At 72.2% G+C, this 17096-nt stretch carries 17 protein-coding genes; 6 read left to right on the forward strand and 11 right to left on the reverse strand.

From position 1 onward, the window contains the following. Positions 1 to 64 precede the first annotated feature (64 nt). The 5 genes from AB0C36_RS39180 to AB0C36_RS39200 form a co-directional block, all read right to left on the reverse strand. Entirely contained in the window at positions 65 to 412 is a 348-nt protein-coding gene (locus AB0C36_RS39180; RefSeq protein WP_358363648.1) for a hypothetical protein, read from the reverse strand. A gap of 178 nt (positions 413 to 590) precedes the next feature. After that, entirely contained in the window at positions 591 to 1901 is a 1311-nt protein-coding gene (locus AB0C36_RS39185) for an amidohydrolase family protein (RefSeq protein WP_358363650.1), read from the reverse strand. Positions 1902 to 1960: 59 nt separating this feature from the next. After that, the gene (locus AB0C36_RS39190; RefSeq protein ID WP_358363652.1) at positions 1961 to 2872 is read right to left on the reverse strand and encodes an alpha/beta fold hydrolase; all 912 of its coding nucleotides are present in this window, start codon (positions 2870 to 2872) and stop codon (positions 1961 to 1963) included. A 234-nt stretch (positions 2873 to 3106) separates the two neighbouring features. Further along, entirely contained in the window at positions 3107 to 4318 is a 1212-nt protein-coding gene (locus AB0C36_RS39195; protein ID WP_358363654.1) for an acetyl-CoA C-acetyltransferase, read from the reverse strand. Positions 4319 to 4358: 40 nt separating this feature from the next. After that, on the reverse strand, positions 4359 to 5123 hold the full coding sequence (locus AB0C36_RS39200) for a FadR/GntR family transcriptional regulator (RefSeq protein ID WP_358363655.1): 765 nt from the start codon (positions 5121 to 5123) through the stop codon (positions 4359 to 4361). A 247-nt stretch (positions 5124 to 5370) separates the two neighbouring features. Here AB0C36_RS39200 and AB0C36_RS39205 point away from each other — a divergent pair, with 247 nt between their 5' ends. Further along, the gene (locus AB0C36_RS39205; protein WP_358363657.1) at positions 5371 to 6174 is read left to right on the forward strand and encodes an SDR family NAD(P)-dependent oxidoreductase; all 804 of its coding nucleotides are present in this window, start codon (positions 5371 to 5373) and stop codon (positions 6172 to 6174) included. Positions 6175 to 6280: 106 nt separating this feature from the next. Then, entirely contained in the window at positions 6281 to 7258 is a 978-nt protein-coding gene (locus tag AB0C36_RS39210) for a sigma-70 family RNA polymerase sigma factor (protein WP_358363659.1), read from the forward strand. Here the strand turns inward: AB0C36_RS39210 and AB0C36_RS39215 are convergent. Continuing rightward, positions 7169 to 7609, reverse strand: coding sequence for an STAS domain-containing protein (locus AB0C36_RS39215; RefSeq protein WP_358363661.1), 441 nt, complete (start codon positions 7607 to 7609; stop codon positions 7169 to 7171). The genes AB0C36_RS39210 and AB0C36_RS39215 overlap by 90 nt on opposite strands. A 411-nt stretch (positions 7610 to 8020) precedes the next feature. On the opposite strand from AB0C36_RS39215, the gene AB0C36_RS39220 reads away from it, so the two are divergent. Next, positions 8021 to 8479, forward strand: a complete 459-nt coding sequence (locus AB0C36_RS39220) for a MaoC family dehydratase (RefSeq protein WP_358363663.1) — start codon at positions 8021 to 8023, stop codon at positions 8477 to 8479. Positions 8480 to 8605: 126 nt separating this feature from the next. On the opposite strand, the gene AB0C36_RS39225 is transcribed toward AB0C36_RS39220, so the two are convergent. From AB0C36_RS39225 to AB0C36_RS39240, 4 genes are all read right to left on the reverse strand, one after another. Then, positions 8606 to 9415 carry a thioredoxin-like domain-containing protein gene (locus AB0C36_RS39225; protein ID WP_358363665.1) on the reverse strand — a complete coding sequence of 270 codons (810 nt, stop codon included), beginning with the start codon at positions 9413 to 9415 and terminating at the stop codon, positions 8606 to 8608. Positions 9416 to 9489: 74 nt separating this feature from the next. Further along, a complete protein-coding gene (locus tag AB0C36_RS39230) occupies positions 9490 to 10698 on the reverse strand; it encodes an NADH:flavin oxidoreductase (protein WP_358363676.1) in 1209 nt (402 codons plus the stop codon). Positions 10699 to 10730: 32 nt separating this feature from the next. Next, complete coding sequence (locus AB0C36_RS39235; RefSeq protein WP_358363667.1) at positions 10731 to 11483, reverse strand: TetR/AcrR family transcriptional regulator; 753 nt, start codon at positions 11481 to 11483, stop codon at positions 10731 to 10733. 338 nt (positions 11484 to 11821) lie between these two features. Continuing rightward, positions 11822 to 12772 (reverse strand): universal stress protein, encoded by a 951-nt coding sequence (locus tag AB0C36_RS39240; protein ID WP_358363668.1) that lies wholly within the window; start codon positions 12770 to 12772, stop codon positions 11822 to 11824. A 268-nt stretch (positions 12773 to 13040) separates the two neighbouring features. Here AB0C36_RS39240 and AB0C36_RS39245 point away from each other — a divergent pair, with 268 nt between their 5' ends. Together AB0C36_RS39245 and AB0C36_RS39250 are read left to right on the forward strand one after the other, a co-directional pair. After that, positions 13041 to 14171, forward strand: a complete 1131-nt coding sequence (locus tag AB0C36_RS39245) for an SPFH domain-containing protein (RefSeq protein WP_358363669.1) — start codon at positions 13041 to 13043, stop codon at positions 14169 to 14171. Beyond that, positions 14171 to 15061, forward strand: coding sequence for an NAD(+)/NADH kinase (locus AB0C36_RS39250; RefSeq protein ID WP_358363671.1), 891 nt, complete (start codon positions 14171 to 14173; stop codon positions 15059 to 15061). The genes AB0C36_RS39245 and AB0C36_RS39250 overlap by 1 nt, the downstream gene beginning before the upstream one ends. Positions 15062 to 15171: 110 nt before the next feature. Here the strand turns inward: AB0C36_RS39250 and AB0C36_RS39255 are convergent, their stop codons facing one another. Then, complete coding sequence (locus tag AB0C36_RS39255; RefSeq protein WP_358363673.1) at positions 15172 to 15366, reverse strand: DUF2304 domain-containing protein; 195 nt, start codon at positions 15364 to 15366, stop codon at positions 15172 to 15174. Between the two features lie 342 nt (positions 15367 to 15708). Here AB0C36_RS39255 and AB0C36_RS39260 point away from each other — a divergent pair, with 342 nt between their 5' ends. Beyond that, positions 15709 to 16947: a cytochrome P450 gene (locus tag AB0C36_RS39260; RefSeq protein ID WP_358363674.1), complete on the forward strand. Its 1239-nt coding sequence runs from the start codon at positions 15709 to 15711 to the stop codon at positions 16945 to 16947. The last annotated feature ends 149 nt before the right edge of the window (positions 16948 to 17096 follow it).

Genomic DNA, 17096 nt, shown 5'->3' on the forward strand with positions numbered 1-17096 from the left:
GGCGGTCCCCCCGCCGCCGAGCCCGCCGGACCGTGCACACCCCCCGGCGGCGCGCACGGTCCGGTCAGTCGCTGGCGGGAAGCGCCTTGGCCTCCTTGACCACGAGCGGTTCGCCGCCGTCGGCGAGGGTGCCCGCCCCGGCCTTCGTGACCAGCACCTCGAACGTGTCGTCCGCCGCGAGGGTGTAGCGCTTGCCCAGCAGCGCTCCACCGGCCAACTCCGTTTCCGGGGCCAGGCCTTCGCGTACCTCGGCGTCGATGGCCACCATCGGGCGCCCGCCGCACGTGAGGTCGACGCCGCCCGCCGGCGGGCGGACCACGATGACCTCGGTCGTGCAGACCTGGCTGCGCAGTCGCGCCCCGGTGCGGATGGCGGGGGTCGCGGGGGTTGCCGCGTTGTCGGTGTTGCTCACGTGCCGCTCCTTGTCGAACCGTCGTACCTGCTGTGCCCGTTCTGCCTGTTCTGCCTGTTCTGCCGGTGATGCGCGTGCTGCTTGTCGTGCCTGTTCTGCCGCCGCACCTGTCGTACCTGTCGTGCTTGTCGTACCAGGGAGCCGTTCCCGACGCACCTGCCGTGCGTGCCGTGCCGGTCTAGGAGGCGTCCGCCGGAGCTGTGGTCGGCTGCGGCGCGCGCCCCGTGGTCAGCCGGCTCCAGCTCTCCAGGTCCCGGTCGTCGGCGCGGCGCCCGACGTGCGTGACGGTGTCCACGTCCTGCGCCTCGGCGCGCAGCGCGGCGACGGTGCAGCGCTCGCGCGGACGGGTCGAGAAGGGGTCGAAGCGGTAGTGGCGCATCGCGTTGCCGTGCGTGATGCGGTCCACGAGTTCGTCCGGCAGGTCCGCGAAGAGCGTCTCCAGCTCCTCGGGAGCGCTGGGCCAACTGCTGTCCGAGTGCGGGTAGTCCGACTCCCAGCACACGTTGTCGGTGTTGAAGTGGTGCAGCAGGTCGACACCGACCGCGTCGCTGATGAAGCAGCACAGCATGTGCTTGCGGAACACGTCGGCAGGACCGGAAAGCCCTTCGGGGAAGGTCGCCTTCGTCCAGCCGGAGTGCCGCCGCTGCACGTGCTCGGCGCGCCACAGGAAGTACGGGATCCACCCGATGTCGCCCTCGGTAAGCGAGAACCGCAGGTCCGGGAAGCGCTCCCAGAGGTCCGCCCAGATGAGTTCGACGAGCGAGAACGTCGACATCGTGGACGACAGCGTCATGTTGACGCTCGCCGGCGCGTCCGACGACGACGGCGCCCGCCGCGACGACGAACCCACGTGCAGGCACAGGACGGTGCCCTCGTCGCACGCCGCCGCGAAGAGCGGGTCCCAGTAGCGCGTGTGGATGCTGGGCAGTTGCAGCGCCTCGGGGTTCTCCGAGAACGTCACGGCGTGCACGCCCTTGGCCGCGAGCCTGCGCAGCTCCGCGACGGCGTGCTCGACGTCGTACAGCGGCAGGATGCCGCACGGGATGAAGCGGTCGGGGTACGCCCCGCACCACTCGTCGGCGTGCCAGTCGTTGTACGCCCGGATCATCACCTCGTTCACCGTGCGGTCCGGTCCCTGCCACAGCACCTGGCCGGAGAACCCGGTGAAGTTCGGGAAGTTCAGCCCCGCGAGCTGGCCGCCCGCGCTCATGTCGCGCACGCGCTCGTGCACGTCGTAGCAGCCGGGGCGCATCTGGTCGTAGCGGCTGGCGTCGATGTTGAACATTTCCGGCGGCTTGCCGGCGACCGCGTTGAGGCCGAGGTCGCGGCCGCGCGCGTCGCCGTACATCCACTGCTGGACGCCGTCGTCGCGGAGGACGACGCGTGGCGCCCGGTCGCGGTAGCGGGCGGGGACGTGGGCGTCGAACATCGTGGCCGGCTCACAGATGTGGTCGTCCACGCTGATGAGGATCATGTCGTCCTTGCGCACGACTGCCTCCAGGGGCCTTAGATCTCTATCTTTATAAGAATAGAAGAGCGCGGCCGATGCTAACCCAGGGCGGCCACGGAGTCGAGGAGTCCGGCCAGCGCACCGGTGAACACGTCGTTGTCGTCGCCGACGACCATGTGGCCCGCGTCGGCGACGTCGGCGAACGTGGACCCCGGTATCAGCGCCAGCATTTCGCGTACCGCCTCGACGCTCACCACGTCGGACTGGCGGCCGCGGACGATCAGGGTCGGCACCGCGACCTTCCGGGCCGCGTCCGCGAGGCGTTCGGGGGTGACCTCGGGTCCGCGGCCGCCGTCGGCGCCGAGGCTCCCCATGAAGGCCGGGTCCCAGTGCCAGTACCAGCGGCCGTCGGCGTGCCGGCGTACGTTGCGGGCGAGCTTGGCCGGGTCGGTGGGGCGGGGCCGGTCCGGCTGGTAGCCGTGCAGCGCGTCGGCCACGTCGTCGAGCGAGGCGAAGCCCGACCGGTGCGCGAGCATGAAGTCGCGGATGCGGTCCACTCCCCGACGCTCCGTCCGGTGCGTGATGTCGACCAGCACCAGCCCCCGCGCGTGCCCCGGCGCCTCGCCCTCGGCGAGCAGCGACACCCAGCCGCCGAGCGACGCGCCGACCAGGACCGGCGGACGGCCCTGCTCCGCGGCGACGGCGTCGGCCACCGCGCGGGCGTCCGCGACGAAGGCGTCGATCGTGTAGTCGCCGTCGGCGGCCCAGTCACTGTCGCCGTGTCCGCGCTGGTCGAGCGCCAGCGCGGTCCAGCCGTGGGCGGCCAGCGCGACGGCGGAGCGGGTCCACGAGCCCCGGGCCTGCCCGCCGCCGTGCAGGAGCAGCACGGTGCCTTGCAGCGGCCCGTCCGGGTCCCAGCGGTCGGCGACCACGTCGAGGGGGGCGCCCTGCTGGTTGCGGGTCCCGTATTCGAGGGCCGAGAACCGTACCTGACGAGGCGTCGGGTCCATCGTTTCTCCTTGCGGTGTGCCAGTCGTGCGGAGTCGTGTACTGCATGTGGGGCCGTGTCCTGCATATGTACTGTGCACATGCCGGGCCGTGCGGCGGCATCCTCGCGCGTGCGGCGTGAATGATCCAGATGCGCGCAGCGGAAGTGCGGTCCCGGAGAGCCGAGGTTGGAGGGCGAGGTTGGAGGGCGAGGTGGGAGAACCGGGTGGGTCGCCGGCCGGAGCGCGGGCCGGGTGCTACAGCAGTTCGAAGACGGCGGTCAGCCCCTGGCCGCCGCCGATGCACATGGTCTCCAGGCCGTACCGCGCGTCGCGCCGCCGCATCTCGTGCAGCAGGGTCGCCAGGATGCGGCCGCCGGTGGCACCGACCGGGTGGCCGAGCGAGATGCCCGAGCCGTTCACGTTGAGCCGGTCGAAGTCGGCCTCGCCGAAGCCCCATTCGCGCGTGCACGCGAGAACCTGCGGGGCGAACGCCTCGTTCAGCTCGATCAGGTCGATGTCCGCCAGCGTCAGCCCGGCACGCTCCAGGGCCTTCGCGGTGGACGGCACCGGGCCGATGCCCATCGTCGCGGGCGGGACCCCGGCCACCGCCCAGGCGACCAGGCGGGCGTACGGGCGCACCCCGAGCCGCTCGGCCTCGTCGCGGTGGGTCACCAGGCACAGCGCGGCGCCGTCGTTCTGCCCGCTGGCGTTGCCCGCGGTGACCGTGGCCTCCGGGTCCTGACGCCCCATCACGGGCCGCAGGCGGCCGAGGGTTTCGACGGTCGTGTCGGCCCGTGGGTGCTCGTCGGTGTCGACCAGCACATCCCCCTTGCGGCCGCCGGGAACGGTGACGGGCACGATCTCGTGCGCGAACGCCCCGGACTTCTGCGCCGCGACGGCGCGCATGTGCGAGGTGTAGGCGAGTTCGTCCTGCTCCGCCCGGCCGATCCCGTACTCCCGCCGCAGGTTCTCCGCCGTCTCCAACATCCCGCCCGGCACCGGGAAGTTGCGGCCCCCGGCGGTGACGCGGCCCCGGGCCAGCCCGTCGTGCAGCGCGATTCCGTCGCCGCGCGCGCCCCAGCGCATCTGTGTCGAGTAGAACGCGGTCTGGCTCATGCTCTCTACGCCGCCCGCGAGCACGCGGTCGCTCACCCCGGCCGCCACCTGCATCGCCGCGTACAGCACGGCCTGGAGCCCCGATCCGCAGCGCCGGTCTATCTGAAGGCCGGTCACCTCCACCGGCAGGCCCGCGTCGAGTGCGACGACCCGGCCGATCGCGGGCGCCTCGCCGTTCGGGTAGCACTGGCCGAGGATGACGTCGTCGACCTGCTCGGGGAGCAGCGCCGTGCGGCGCACCAGTTCGCGTGCCACGGTCGCACCCAGCTCGGCGGCGGAGACGTCGCGGAACGCCCCTCCGTACCTTCCCACCGGTGTCCGCAGTGGCTCGCAGATGACCGCCTCGCGCATATCCGCCTCCAGGTCGGGCGGCCCGACGGACCGGCGCGCCTCAGCGCACGAGTCGGGACCGCACTCTGCGGGCCGCGTCCTCGCGGCCCGTGTAGCGCTGCGTCGCGTCCAGGTGCCGGCCGGCGATCCGGGACGCGCGGGCCGAGTCGCCCGCCTCGATGGCGTCGACCAGCTTCTCGTGGTCGCGCAGGCCGGCGTCGAACGCCTCGCGCGCGGGTTGCGAACCGGCCGCCGACGCCTCGCGCACCCACTCCTCCTCGTGCCGCGACCACACCTGCTCCAGGCCGCCGACGACGAGTGAGAGCGTGGCGTTGCCGCAGCCGGCCACCAGCACCTCGTGGAAACGCCGTGCCGCCTCGTTGAAGGCGGGTGCGTCGCCCGTCATCTCCCGCTGCTCGGCGAGTACTTCGCGCAGCGCGGGAACGACGGAGTCGGCGCGGTCGGCGCGTTGCGCGCACAGCGCGGCGCAGATCGGCTCCAGTTCGATGACGGCGGACCCGAGGTCGGCGAGCGGTGCCTGCTCCGCCTCCAGGACCAGGGCGAGGGTGTACGCGACGCGCGCCGAGGTCGGCAGGTGCACCGTCCCGCCGCCGACGTTGCCGCGGCGTACCGTCACCAGGCCCTCGGTCTCCAGGATCCGCAGCGCCTCGCGGACCGAGGGGCCGCTGACGTTGAACCGCGCCATCAGGTCCTCCTGCCGGGGCAGGCTCTCGCCCTGGCGCAGGCGTCCGGCGAGGATCTCCTCGCGCAGGTCGTCGGAGACCATCTCGGCCAGCCTGGGCTGGCGCATCTGCCGCTGACGCATGTGGGTCCCGGTTCCCGTCTGACGGGCTCTGACGAGCGGTTCTATCTTGCTAAAGATAGTAAGGTATGGCGCCCGCCCGCAGCCCCACCTTCCCGAGCCGGGCTGTCGTCGCCGGGCGCGGACCGCCCCTCCTGGCCCCGGGGTTTCGCGATTGCCGTGCGACCGCGTCCTCAAGGTACTTGCGGATCTTGACGCAGCGTCATAGGAACTTAACTAAGTCAAATAATTGGGCACGGGAGGCGGGTCAATGGGACGACTGCGGGAAAGGGTCGCGGTCATCACCGGTTCGGGGGCCGGAATCGGGCGCGGCATCGCGCGCAAGATGGCCGCGGAGGGCGCACGGATCCTCGTGAACGACATCCGGCCGGAGGCCGCGGAGGCGGCGGCCGAGGAGATCAGGAAGGACTTCGGTGTGGACGTGCTCGTCGTCCCCGCCGACGTCACGGTCAAGGATCAGGCGACGGGCCTGGTCACCGCGGCGGTCGAGCGGTGGGGGCGCATCGACGTCCTGGTCAACAACGCCTGGGGCGGCGGCCGCATCAACCGCCTGGAGAACAAGACCGACGAACTCCTGGACCACGGGCTGCACATGGGCCTGTGGTCCGGCTGGTGGACGATGCGCGAGGCGTTCCCGCACATGCGCGGCGCGGGCGGCGGCAGCATCGTCAACATCTGCTCGCTCAACGGCGTGAACGCCCACCAGTTCACCGCCGAGTACAACATCGCCAAGGAGGCACTGCGCGCGCTGACGCGCACCGCCGCCCGCGAGTGGGCGCCGCACCAGATCCGCGCCAACGTCATCTGCCCGGGCGCCAAGACCGAGGCGTTCGCGGCGTACGCCAAGATCAACCCGACCGGCGCCGCGGAGGCGGAGTCCCGCAACCCCATGGGACGCATGGGCGACCCGGAGGACGACATCGGCGGGGTCGCCGTTTTCCTGGCGTCTGACGACGCTCGGTACGTCACCGGGAACACGCTGTTCGTGGGCGGAGGCAGCCACATCAACGGGGTCGCCTGGGCGCCCGTCCCGGAGGAAGACCGCACAGCGTAGCGAAACGCCTCGAAACGGTGGCACTGGGTTGCCGTCCGGCGGCCCCCGCGTTGTCAATCGCACATCCGGGGGCCGTTTGTCGGTGGGCCGTCCTAAGCTCGGAATCGTGATCGACGCCGACGGAACCGCGACGCTGGAACTCGCACTCGAGAAGCACCGGGTGGAGTTGACCGGCTACTGCTACCGCATGCTCGGTTCGCCTTTCGAGGCCGAGGACGCGGTCCAGGACACGATGGTGCGTGCGTGGCGCGCGTACGACCGGTTCGAGGGCCGCTCGGCCCTGCGGTCGTGGCTGTACCGGATCGCCACCAACGTGTGCCTCGACATGCTGAACGGCAAGGAGCGCAAGGCGCGTCCGACCGACTTCACGACGGTCGGGTCCGCCGAGAACCCCACGCTGACGACGCATCCGGAGAACACCTGGCTCGCGCCGACCCCCGACCACAAGGTGCTGGTCGGTGGCGACCCGGCCGACGTGGTGGTGTCGCGCGACTCGGTGCGCCTGGCGTTCGTCGCCGCGCTCCACCACCTGCCGGCCCGCCAGCGCGCCGTCCTGATCCTGCGCGAGGTGCTGGCGTGGCAGGCGTCCGAGGTCGCCGAGCTGCTCGACACCTCGGTCGCCTCCGTGAACAGCGCCCTGCAACGCGCCCGTGCCACCCTCGCCGCGGTGGACGTCGCGTCGACCGACCTCGAGGAGCCCGACGACGAGGCGCAGCGGGAGCTGCTGGCCAAGTACGTCAAGGCGTTCGAGAGCTACGACCTCGACGGCCTGGCCTCCCTGCTGCACGAGGACGTCACGCTGTCCATGCCGCCGTTCGAGCTGTGGCTGCGCGGCGCGGACGAGGTCCGTGCCTGGATGCTCGGCGTCGGCAACGGATGCCGTGGATCGCGCATGATCCCGGTGGTCGCCGCCAACGGCACCCCCGCGTTCGGCCAGTACCGTCCGGCCGGGCCCGGCCTGCACGAGCCGTGGGCGCTTCAGGTCATCGAGATCTCAGAGGGTCGGATCGTCGGCCTCAACTCGTTCCTCGACACCGAGCGCTTGTTCCCCCTCTTCGGGCTCCCGGACCGCCTGGAGTCGTAGCGCGCGGTCCGGGGCCGCCGGGGCGCGGTTCAGCGGCCCTGGCAACCCCGGCGGCCCTGTGACCGGTACGGCGCCGCGCAGGCCGACCAGTCCCAGCAGGTCGGTGAGTGCGGGCGGGGCGTCCCTGATCTGGTACGCCCGGTCGCGGCGCCGCGCCAGCAGCCGGAGCCGCGCCAACGCGTCGACCAGTGCGAGATCGGCCCGGCAGTCCGCCCCTACGTCGCACACCAGGCGGGCACCCGGCACCCGGGCCAGCATTTCGTCCACCCGCGCGCACAGGCCCGGGACATCGGCGCGTACCAACGCGCCGATGTCCACGACCACCGCCCCCGCGACGACACGCACTTTCACCGTCGTACCCCTTCCGCCGACTTCCCGCCGAGGCCGCGGCCGACCGGGAACCGCACACGTGTGCGGACCGGCCGGGAACGCGGCAAGTCACGGGCCGCCGTGAACATCCCGGCCCACCTATGCAGACCGCCTGAACCACCGAAACTCATCGGTCGCCGACGACCGAACGTGATCATCCGCGTGCGGGGTCGGGCCGACCCGGTACGCGGATCGGGCCGTGGGTGTCGGGAGCGGGAGTCGGAAGTGGGGACGGAGCCGACCAGGAGCCGGCCAGGTCCCGGGCCGGGCGAGGCCGGGTGCCGGGTCGTCGGTGCGCCGGATTCCCGTATGACAAGCGCCACCTGGCGGACCGTCAGATGCGCCGTGCTTGCTATACAAGGGGTGCCGGAGACCGTTCGTCAGGGAGAATTCATGGCCGTCACCACGTTCACGGATCTGCAGCAGATCAAGGATTCGCTGGGCAAGCACCTGGGCTACAGCGAGTGGCTGGAGGTGACCCAGGACCGCATCAACCTGTTCGCGGACGCGACCGGGGACCACCAGTGGATCCACGTGGACGTCGAAAAGGCCAAGGAGGGCCCCTTCGGGGCGCCGATCGCGCACGGCTACCTGACGCTGTCGCTGTCGAACCTCTTCCTGCCGCAGATCGTCGAGGTCCAGAACATCTCGATGGGCGTCAACTACGGCGTCGACAAGATCCGCTTCCCGAACCCGGTGCGGGTGAACCAGCGCATCCGGGGCGGCGCCGAGATCGCGGCGGTGAGCGATGTCCCCGGCGGAATCCAGGTGACCATCAAGATCACCGTCGAGATCGAGGGCGAGACCAAGCCCGCCTGCATCATCGAGTCGCTGACGCGCTACCTGGCCTGAGGCGCCGGCCGGACCGCGATGCGGGGTGACCGGCGGGTCCGAGGCATGCCGGGCGGGCGTACGGTCGGCGCGCGGCGTGGGCGGAGGCGGGCCGCACCCGGTCCGCCGCGCCACGCCGCGCCGTCGTCACCGCGGGCTGCCGACCCCGCCCGTGCAGGGCGCTCCGGGCTCCGGCGTCTGCGGCCCCTCGCGGTAGTACGACACGAACTGCGCCAGGCGCGGGTCCGACGGGGACTCCAACGCGAGTTGCACGCCCCACGCGCTGGCGACCACGGGGGCGGGGAGACCGTCGTACGGCGTCAGCAGCACGAAGGGGCCGCCCAACAGCGCCTCCAGTTCCGCCACTTGGTCGTTCGGCAGGTCCGGCCGGTAGGTCACCCACACCGCGCCGTGCTCCATCGAGTGCACGGCCATGCTCGCGTCCTGCCCGGTCCGGTATATGCCGCAGTTGAGCCAGCGCGCATTGTGCACGCCGCCCGCGGGAGGGGTGAGGTCGTAGACGACGCGCCGCTTCTCGTGGGTGCGTTCGACGGTGTACGCGACTACGCCGTCGATCGGCGAGACGGCATTCGGGGCCGGCACCGCCTTGTCGGTGACCGTGGCCCCCGGCTGGTCGTCGGATCCGGAGTCCGAGCCGGAGTCGTCGCCAGTGCCGTCGGGGGCCGGGCTGCCGGAAACCTTGGGCTGGGTGCCGCCGTTGCCCGCGTCACCGCCGTTGCCCGCGTCACCGCCCTTGCCCCCGTCGCCGCCCTTGCCTCCGTCGGCCTTGGCGGTGGCCGACGCCGCGGCCTCGTCCTCGTTCTTGCCCTTCACCAGGTCCTCGGCGCCGCCGTCGGCGCACCCGGTGAGACCGAACACCGCGAACAGCGCGGCGGCCGCGGCCGCTTCGGACACCCGCACGCGTCGGCGCGAACTCCCCCGTGGCGTCCTCGACATGCTGCCCCTCCCGATGAAGCCGCTCCCGGCGCCCGTCGGACCCGCTGGTCCCGAGTAGCCGAGCGTAACGCGCCTCAGGTGCGGGGCGGCTCCGGGTCCACGACGACGCAGCGCGTACCGCTGTAGATGGTCGGCATGCACTTGTTGCAGTGGATACACAGGGACTTGACGGCCCGTCGGGACTCGTCGGCGGCGATCCGGTTGATCAGGTCGGGCTCGCGCAGGATGGCCCGGCCCATCGCCACGAACTCGAAGCCCTCGGCCATCGCGAGGTCCATCGTCTCGCGGTTGGTGATGCCGCCGAGCAGGATCAGCGGCAGCTTCATCTCGGCGCGGAACTGCCGGGCGTACTCCAGCAGGAAGGCCTCCTGGTACGGGTACGCGATCAGGAACTTCTTGCCCATCAGCTTGATGCCGAGCTGCGTCGGCTGCGGGAAGGTGGCCGCGAACTCCGGGATGGGCGCGTCGCCGCGGAAGAGGTACATCGGGTTCAACAGCGAGCTTCCGGCGGTCAGTTCGAGGGCGTCGAGGCCGCCGTCCTCCTCCAGCCACTTCGCGGTCTGCAGGCTCTCGGTGAGCCAGATGCCGCCCGGCACGCCGTCCGCCATGTTGAGCTTGGCGGTGACCGCGATGCGGTCGCCGACCGCGTCGCGCACCGCGCGCACGACGCCGCGGGCGACCTTGGCGCGGTTCTCCAGCGAGCCGCCGTACGCGTCCTTGCGGCGGTTCAGCTTCGGGCTCAGGAACGCGCTTGCGAAGTAGTTGTGGCCGAGGTGGATCTCGACGGCGTCGAACCCGGCCTCGACCGCGGTGCGGGCCGCGTTGGCGTGCGCCTCGGTGACCCGGCGGATGTCCTCCTCGGTCGCGGCCTTGCTGGTCTTCATGCTGATCGGGCTGAAGAGCCGGCCGGGCGCGAGCGCGGGCAGCCGGTTCGACTTGGCGTTGGCGACCGGGCCGGCGTGGCCGATCTGGGCGGACACCGCGGCGCCTTGGGCGTGCACGGCGTCCGTGAGGCGGCGCAGGCCGGGCACCGCTTCGGGCCGCATCCATATCTGGTGCCGATCGGTGCGTCCCTCGGGTGCGACGGCGCAGTACGCGACGGTGGTCATGCCGATGCCGCCCGCCGCGGGCTTGACGTGGTAGTCGATCAGCGCGTCGGTGACGAGTGCGTCCGGCGTGACGCCCTCGAACGTGGCGGCCTTGATGATGCGGTTGCGCAGCGTCAGTGGCCCGAGCTTGGCGGGCGCGAGGACGTCGGGTGCGGCGTCCGCGGGGGTGCGCATGGCGGGGGTGTCGATGGGCGTGGTCAAGGCGTTCACCCTTCGGGGGCGGGATCGGGGGTGGGACCGGGGGCGGTGGACGGGTCGGTGGGCACGCCGGCGGACGTGCCGCCGGGCGGGCCGGGGCGGTCGTCGGCCGCCGGGTCGGGGGCGTCGAGCCCGGCGGCGATGAAGGCGACCACTTGGCGGGGGTCGGGCGGCGGGGTGGCGCCGAGCCGGTCGGCGGGCGCGAGGGGTTCGCCGTACGTCTGGAGCAGCAGCGTGAACGCGAGCCGCCAGCGGTCGCGCACCGCGTCGGCGCCGAGGTCCGGGCGCATGAGCTGGAGCAGTCCGCGCCACGGCCGGTGGCCGAACCACGGCTCGTTCCAAGGGAGTTTGTCGTTGTTGAGGACAACGCGCGCCAGCAGGTGCAGCAGCATGGGGCCGTCGGGTGTCCGCACGAGCCGGTCGAACGGGCGGACGATGATCGCCGCCAGCTCGGCGGCCTCGGGCACCCAGCCGGCCGCGCGGCGGGCGCCGAGCGCGTCGAGGCCGTCCGCCCACAGCGGGCCGAGGCGCTGTTGGAGCAGCGCGACGACCAGGGCCTCCTTGGAGCCGAAGTGGTAGTGCACGGCGGCCGGGTTCATGCCGGCGGCGGCGTTGACGGCGCGCACGGAGACCTTCTCGTAGCCCTGCGCGAGGAACAGGCGCTCGGCCTCGGCCAGCAGGCGCGCCCGGGTCGCGGCCGTCGCACCGTTCGGTACGCGCTCTCGGCCGGTGGTTCCGGTGGTCCTGCCGCGGGTGCTCATGGGCGGCCATGACAGCACGGTTCGCGAGAGTTTTCAATCACTGATTGAAAACTCTCGCGAAGGACCGGGGGAACGTTTACCGGCGGATGCGCGCCGGAGGGGTGTCGGCCAGACGGAAGGCGGGGCCTGGCCGGGGACGGCCGGGGCGGGGTGGCCGGGGCGGGGTGGCCGGGGCGGGGTGGCCGGGGCGGGGTGGCCGGGCCGGGGTGGCCGGGCCGGGACAAGTCGGGCCGGGACAGTCGGACCGGGCGGCCGGGCCGGAAGGTCCGGAGGAAGGGTCCGACGGGGGACGGTGGGCCGTGGGCGGCCGCGGGTGGCCGGGCCGGAGAGAGGTGCGGTCAGGCCAGGGGGACGATCAGGACCGGGCAGCGGGCGTGTTCGATGACGGCGTGGGCGACGTGGCCGACCCAGTGCCGCAAAAGGCCGTTGCGGTGGCGTACCCCGACGACCGCGACCGCGGCGTCCGAGCTGGCCTCGACGACGGTGCCGGCCGCGTCGCCGAGGACCGCCTGCTCGGTGCTCAGGACGTCCGGGTAGAGCCCGCGGACCTGGCCGAGCGCACTGTCGAGGCAGACGGCGTGCGCCTCGGTGACCGCCTTGAGGTCCTCGGGACTGGGGCCGGAGAGGCCGACGTAGCCGGGCCAGGCGTACGCGTGCACCGCGGAGACCGGCAGCCCCCACCGCCGCGCTTCCCCGAACGCCGCACGGGCGGTCGGTGCGTCGCCCTCGCCCTGGATGCCGACGACGACCTTGCCCCCGTCGAGGACGAGGTCGCCGTCCTCGCTCGGATCGCCGTGCTCGCCGCGGACGACGAGGAGCGGGCAGGGCGTGCGGGCGGCCAGGAAGCGGGCCACCGAGCCCAGCAGCAGGTCCGCGAACCCGCCGCGGCCCCGGGACGAGACGACCATCAACTCGGCTTCTCCGGCTGCTTCGAGGAGTACGTCGCCCGGCAGGCCGACGCCGACGTCGCCCTCGACGGAGAGTTCCGGGTGCCGGTGCAGGACGCGGGCGGCGGCGGCTTCGACGAGGCGGGCGGCGGCCTGTTGGGCGGGGGCGTCGGGCACTTCGCGGCCCTCGGGGCTGCCCTTGGGGTGCGGGGGCGCGGCGGTGGGGACGCGTACCGCGTGCACGATGCGGAGCATCGCGCCGCGGCGTACCGCTTCGGCGGCGGCCCGCATGACCGCGCGCATGCCGGGATCGGATCCGTCGGTACCGACGACCACGAGCCCCGGGGAGGCCCCTGCGGGACCGGGGATCGACGGCTTGGCGGTCTCGACTGCGGTGTTCACGTGTTCCTCCACGGCTCGGGCGCACGGGTCGGCGCAGGGTGCGCGCGTCTTGGCGGACAGCGGGACGCGTACCCGTTCCGATGGGTATCACCACATCTGACCGCCTGCCCCGGCCGTCGGTCCCGGCCGGGCGGGACTTTGGACCCGGTGACCGGAACCGACCGCCGACCGAATTCGTCTCGTTGACGAGAAACACGCGCCCTGGTTATCGTCATTATGACGACATGAGATCAGCCTGATCCGCCCACCCGCCCCCGGGGGAGTTCCGATGGTCCACATCCAGCGCCGCCCGTTCGTCAGCCACCTGCGCGCCGATCCGGTCCAGTGGGTCCGCCACCAGAGCCGCGGCGAGGTCGTCCACGAGGGCCTCGGGCTCGCGTTCTGGTTCCGGCCGCTGATCGCGGCGCTCAGCGAGGTCCCGATCGACGACCGCGAACTGCCGGTGCTCTTCCACGTCCGCACGCGCGACTTCCAGGACGCGACCGTGCAGGGCACCGTGACCTACCGCATCACCGACCCCGGAGTCGCCGCCACCCGGCTGGACTTCGGCGTCGACCCCGGCACCGGCCAATGGCGGTCCACTCCCCTCGACCAGCTCGCGTCCCTGCTCACCGAGAGCGCGCAGCAGCACGCCGTCGACACCCTCGCGGGGCTCGACCTGACGGAGGCCGTCACGCGCGGACTGACCGAGGTACGCACGCGCGTGGCCACCGGCCTGGCCGAGGACGCGCGGCTCAGCGACTCGGGCGTCTCCGTCCTGGGGGTGCGCATCACCTCGATCCGCCCCGACGCCGACCTGGAGCGCGCCCTCCAGGCGCCGGCCCGCGAGCGCGTGCAACAGGCCGCCGACGCCGCCGGGTTCGAGCGGCGTGCGCTCGCCGTCGAGCGCGAGCGGGCCATCGCCGAGAACGAACTCCAGAACCAGATCGAACTGGCCCGGCGCGAGGAGCAGTTGGTCGAGCGCAAGGGCCTCAACGACCGTCGGCGCGCGGAGGAGACGGCCGCCGCGGCCCGCATCGAATCCGAGGCGCGGGCGGAACGCGACCGGCTGGCCGCCGCGACGGCGGCGGAGAACCGGCGCGTACTCGGTGCCGCGGAGGCGGAGGCGCATGCCGCGCATGTCGCGGCGTACGCGAATGCCGATCCGGCGGTGCTGCTCGCCCTCGCGGCCCAGGAACTCGCCGAGCAGTTCCCGAACATCGGCACGCTCAACATCACGCCCGACCTCATCAGCGGAGCGCTCGCCCGGCTCGGGGGGTCGCGGCCGCCCGGCCCCGACGGCCCGGCGGCTCCGACCGCCCTCGGCCCGCAAGGCCCGCGGAGTCCACGGAGTCCGCAGAGCCCGCAGAATCCGCAGAGCCCGTACAACGACGACCCGATCAACCAGGGCCGCGCCTGATGGCCCAGGTGCCCAGGGCGGTGTTCGTACACCGCCAGTCCGCACTGCAGGACCTGATCAACCGGCACGGCACGGTCAACCAGGGCCGGTTCTTCCTCAAGAACAAAGGCCTCAGCTCGTCGAGTCTGGAGAAGGGGGCCGACGTCGTCCAGGACGCGCTGGCCCGCGCGGGGGCCTCGGTGCCCGCGCACTGGCGGCGCGGCAGCGTGGAGCGCGGCGACCTCGACCGCTTCCTGTTCGACGAGCACGACGTCGTCGTGGTCGTCGGCCAAGACGGCCTGGTTGCCAACGTCGCCAAGTACCTCGACGGGCAGCCGGTCATCGGAGTCAAGGCCGACCCGGGCGGCGAGGGACTGCTGACCCGGCATCAAGCCGACGACTGCGCACGGCTGTTCGCCGAGGTCGAAGGCGGCCGGGCGCGTTGCGAGATGCGCACGATGGCGGAGGCCCGCACCGACGACGGGCGTACCCTCACCGCACTCAACGAGGTGTTCCTCGGCCACCCGACGCACCAGACCGCCCGCTACCGCATCACCACCCCCGACGGACGCTCCGAACGGCAGGCGTCCTCGGGGGTGTTGGTCGGCACCGGGACAGGGTCGACCGGATGGTGCGGCTCGGTGCAGCGCGAACGCCCGGGCGCGCCCGCGCTGCCCACGCCCACGCAGGAGCAACTGGCGTGGTTCGTACGCGAGGCGTGGGCCTCCCCCACCACCGCAACCGGCCTGACCCACGGCACGCTGAACGGGTCGGCGACGCTGTCGCTGACCGTCGAGTCCGAGGGGCTGGTGGCGTTCGGCGACGGGATCGAGGCGGACCGCCTTGTCCTGTCGTGGGGGGAGCGGGTGGACGTCGGCACGGCCGGGAAGCGGCTGCGCCTCGTCGTGTGACCCGGATAAGCCGGGTGGGTCGGGTCGGGGGGGTCGGGCCGTACTCGCGGGGGGTCGGCGTGCCGGGTACGCCGGTGGGACCCGGCGTACCCGTGCCTGCCGCGGGGCCCTCAGAAGTTGAGGTTGCCCAGGAGGTTCGCGACGCTGTTGCCGCTCGTCCGGATGCTCGGCGCGATGGCGGTGCCGGCCACGTAGAAGCCGAGCAGCACGCACACGACGGCGTGCCAGATCTTCATGCCGCCTTTGCGGATGAAAAGGAACATGATCACGCCGAGCAGGACGACGGTGGAGATGTTCAAAGCCATGGGGACTCCTCGAAAGGGCGCAGGGGGAAGCGCTGGGGACGGCACGCTTTGCCGCGACCGGGGATTTGGTGGCTTGACCCATGCCTGGGGCGCTTGTGGCGCTTGCGGCACAGCATCGGAACGACTACCGAAAGTGTCTATAAAGTAGCAAAGCGTCATCTTTCCCTCGATGTGCGGCGCACCCGGCGACGGCGTGTCCCGGACAGATCACCCGTACGCCCGGACCGTCAGGAAATCTGTCTTCCCCGTGCGCAGGCCCCATGGCATGCTCCGGGGCACCGCTCCAACGAGCCGTACCACCTCGCGCACCGCCCGTACCTTTTCCGTCCTGAGAGGTCCGCCGTGCCCCACCCCGCACCCGCCGCATCCGACGTCGCCGACCTCGACGTCTACTCCGCCGACGCCTACGAGGACGGCATCCCGCACGCCGCCTTCGCGACGCTGCGCCGCGAGTCGCCCGTCCACCGCCACCCCGACCCCGAAGTCCCCGAAGGATTCTGGGCGGTCACGCGGCATGCCGACGTCGTGACGGTGTCCCGCAACCCGGAGATCTTCTCGTCCCACGAACGGCTGTCCCTGCTCCAGGAACCCGTGGGCGACGCGCTCGACACGCAGCGCCTGATGATGCTCAACATGGATCCGCCGGAGCACTCCCGGCTGCGCAACATCGTCAACCGCGGCTTCACGCCGCGCACCACGCTGACCCTGGAGGGCAAGGTCGAGGAGGCGTGCGAGCGCATCGTCGACGAGGCGGTCGCGCAGGGCGAGGGCGACTTCGTCACGATGGCCTCCGCCGAGCTGCCGCTCGTGGTGATCGCCGACCTGATGGGCGTCCCGCAAGAGCACCGGCACCAGCTCTTCCACTGGTCCAACAAGCTCGTCGGCGCGGAGGACCCCGACCTCGGCGAGGGCCTGGAGGCCGGCCAGGCGGTGCAGATGGAGATGTTCCAGTACGCCGACCAGCTCGGCGCCGAGAAGCGCGCGTGCCCGGTCGACGACATCGTCTCCAAGCTGGTGCAGCCGGACCGCGACGGGAACGAGCTCACCGCGCTGGAGTTCGACCTCTTCTTCATGCTGCTCGCGGTCGCCGGGAACGAGACCACCCGCAACGCGATATCCGGCGGCATGCTCGCGCTGATCGAACACCCGGAGCAGTGGGCCCGGTTGCGCGAGGACCCGGACGGCCTGGCACCGACCGCCGCCGACGAGATCGTGCGCTGGGTCTCCCCCGTCAACGCGTTCCGGCGAACCGCCGTGCAGGACACGGAACTCGGCGGCCAGAAGATCTCGGTCGGCGACAAGGTGATCGTGTACTACAGCTCGGCGAACCACGACGAGGACGTCTTCGCCGACCCGCACACCTTCGACATCGGCCGCGACCCCAACCCGATGCTCGGCTTCGGCGGCGGCGGTCCGCACTTCTGCCTGGGCCGCCACCTGGCCAAGCTGGAACTCGAGATCATGTTCAAGACGCTGGCCCGGAAGATCGAGCGCGTCGAACTCACCGGCCCGGCACGGCGGATGCGGTCGAACTTCCTCAACGGCGTGAAGGACATGCCGGTACGCATCATCCCGGCCTGATCAGCCGACGGGCCCGGCCCGGGATCGCACCCGGGCTCGCTCGGTCCGGGCCGGCCCGGTCCGGCTCCCCCGGCTCCGCCGGTCCGGTCCGCGACCTAGGGAGTGTCTTCAAATTCGCGTCGGATAGCCCGCGGGCCGTGGTGCGTGCG

This window comes from Streptodolium elevatio, from assembly GCF_040649515.1.
Lineage (GTDB): Bacteria > Actinomycetota > Actinomycetes > Streptomycetales > Streptomycetaceae > Yinghuangia > Yinghuangia elevatio.

Coding starts and splice junctions, on each gene's coding strand:
- AB0C36_RS39225 (WP_358363665.1), bottom strand. CDS start 9,415: ATGTCGAGGACGCCACGGGGGAGTTCGCGCCGACGCGTGCGGGTGTCC.
- AB0C36_RS39245 (WP_358363669.1), top strand. CDS start 13,041: ATGGTCCACATCCAGCGCCGCCCGTTCGTCAGCCACCTGCGCGCCGAT.
- AB0C36_RS39205 (WP_358363657.1), top strand. CDS start 5,371: ATGGGACGACTGCGGGAAAGGGTCGCGGTCATCACCGGTTCGGGGGCC.
- AB0C36_RS39235 (WP_358363667.1), bottom strand. CDS start 11,483: ATGAGCACCCGCGGCAGGACCACCGGAACCACCGGCCGAGAGCGCGTA.
- AB0C36_RS39190 (WP_358363652.1), bottom strand. CDS start 2,872: ATGGACCCGACGCCTCGTCAGGTACGGTTCTCGGCCCTCGAATACGGG.
- AB0C36_RS39195 (WP_358363654.1), bottom strand. CDS start 4,318: ATGCGCGAGGCGGTCATCTGCGAGCCACTGCGGACACCGGTGGGAAGG.
- AB0C36_RS39220 (WP_358363663.1), top strand. CDS start 8,021: ATGGCCGTCACCACGTTCACGGATCTGCAGCAGATCAAGGATTCGCTG.
- AB0C36_RS39250 (WP_358363671.1), top strand. CDS start 14,171: ATGGCCCAGGTGCCCAGGGCGGTGTTCGTACACCGCCAGTCCGCACTG.
- AB0C36_RS39230 (WP_358363676.1), bottom strand. CDS start 10,698: ATGCGCACCCCCGCGGACGCCGCACCCGACGTCCTCGCGCCCGCCAAG.
- AB0C36_RS39255 (WP_358363673.1), bottom strand. CDS start 15,366: ATGGCTTTGAACATCTCCACCGTCGTCCTGCTCGGCGTGATCATGTTC.
- AB0C36_RS39200 (WP_358363655.1), bottom strand. CDS start 5,123: ATGCGTCAGCGGCAGATGCGCCAGCCCAGGCTGGCCGAGATGGTCTCC.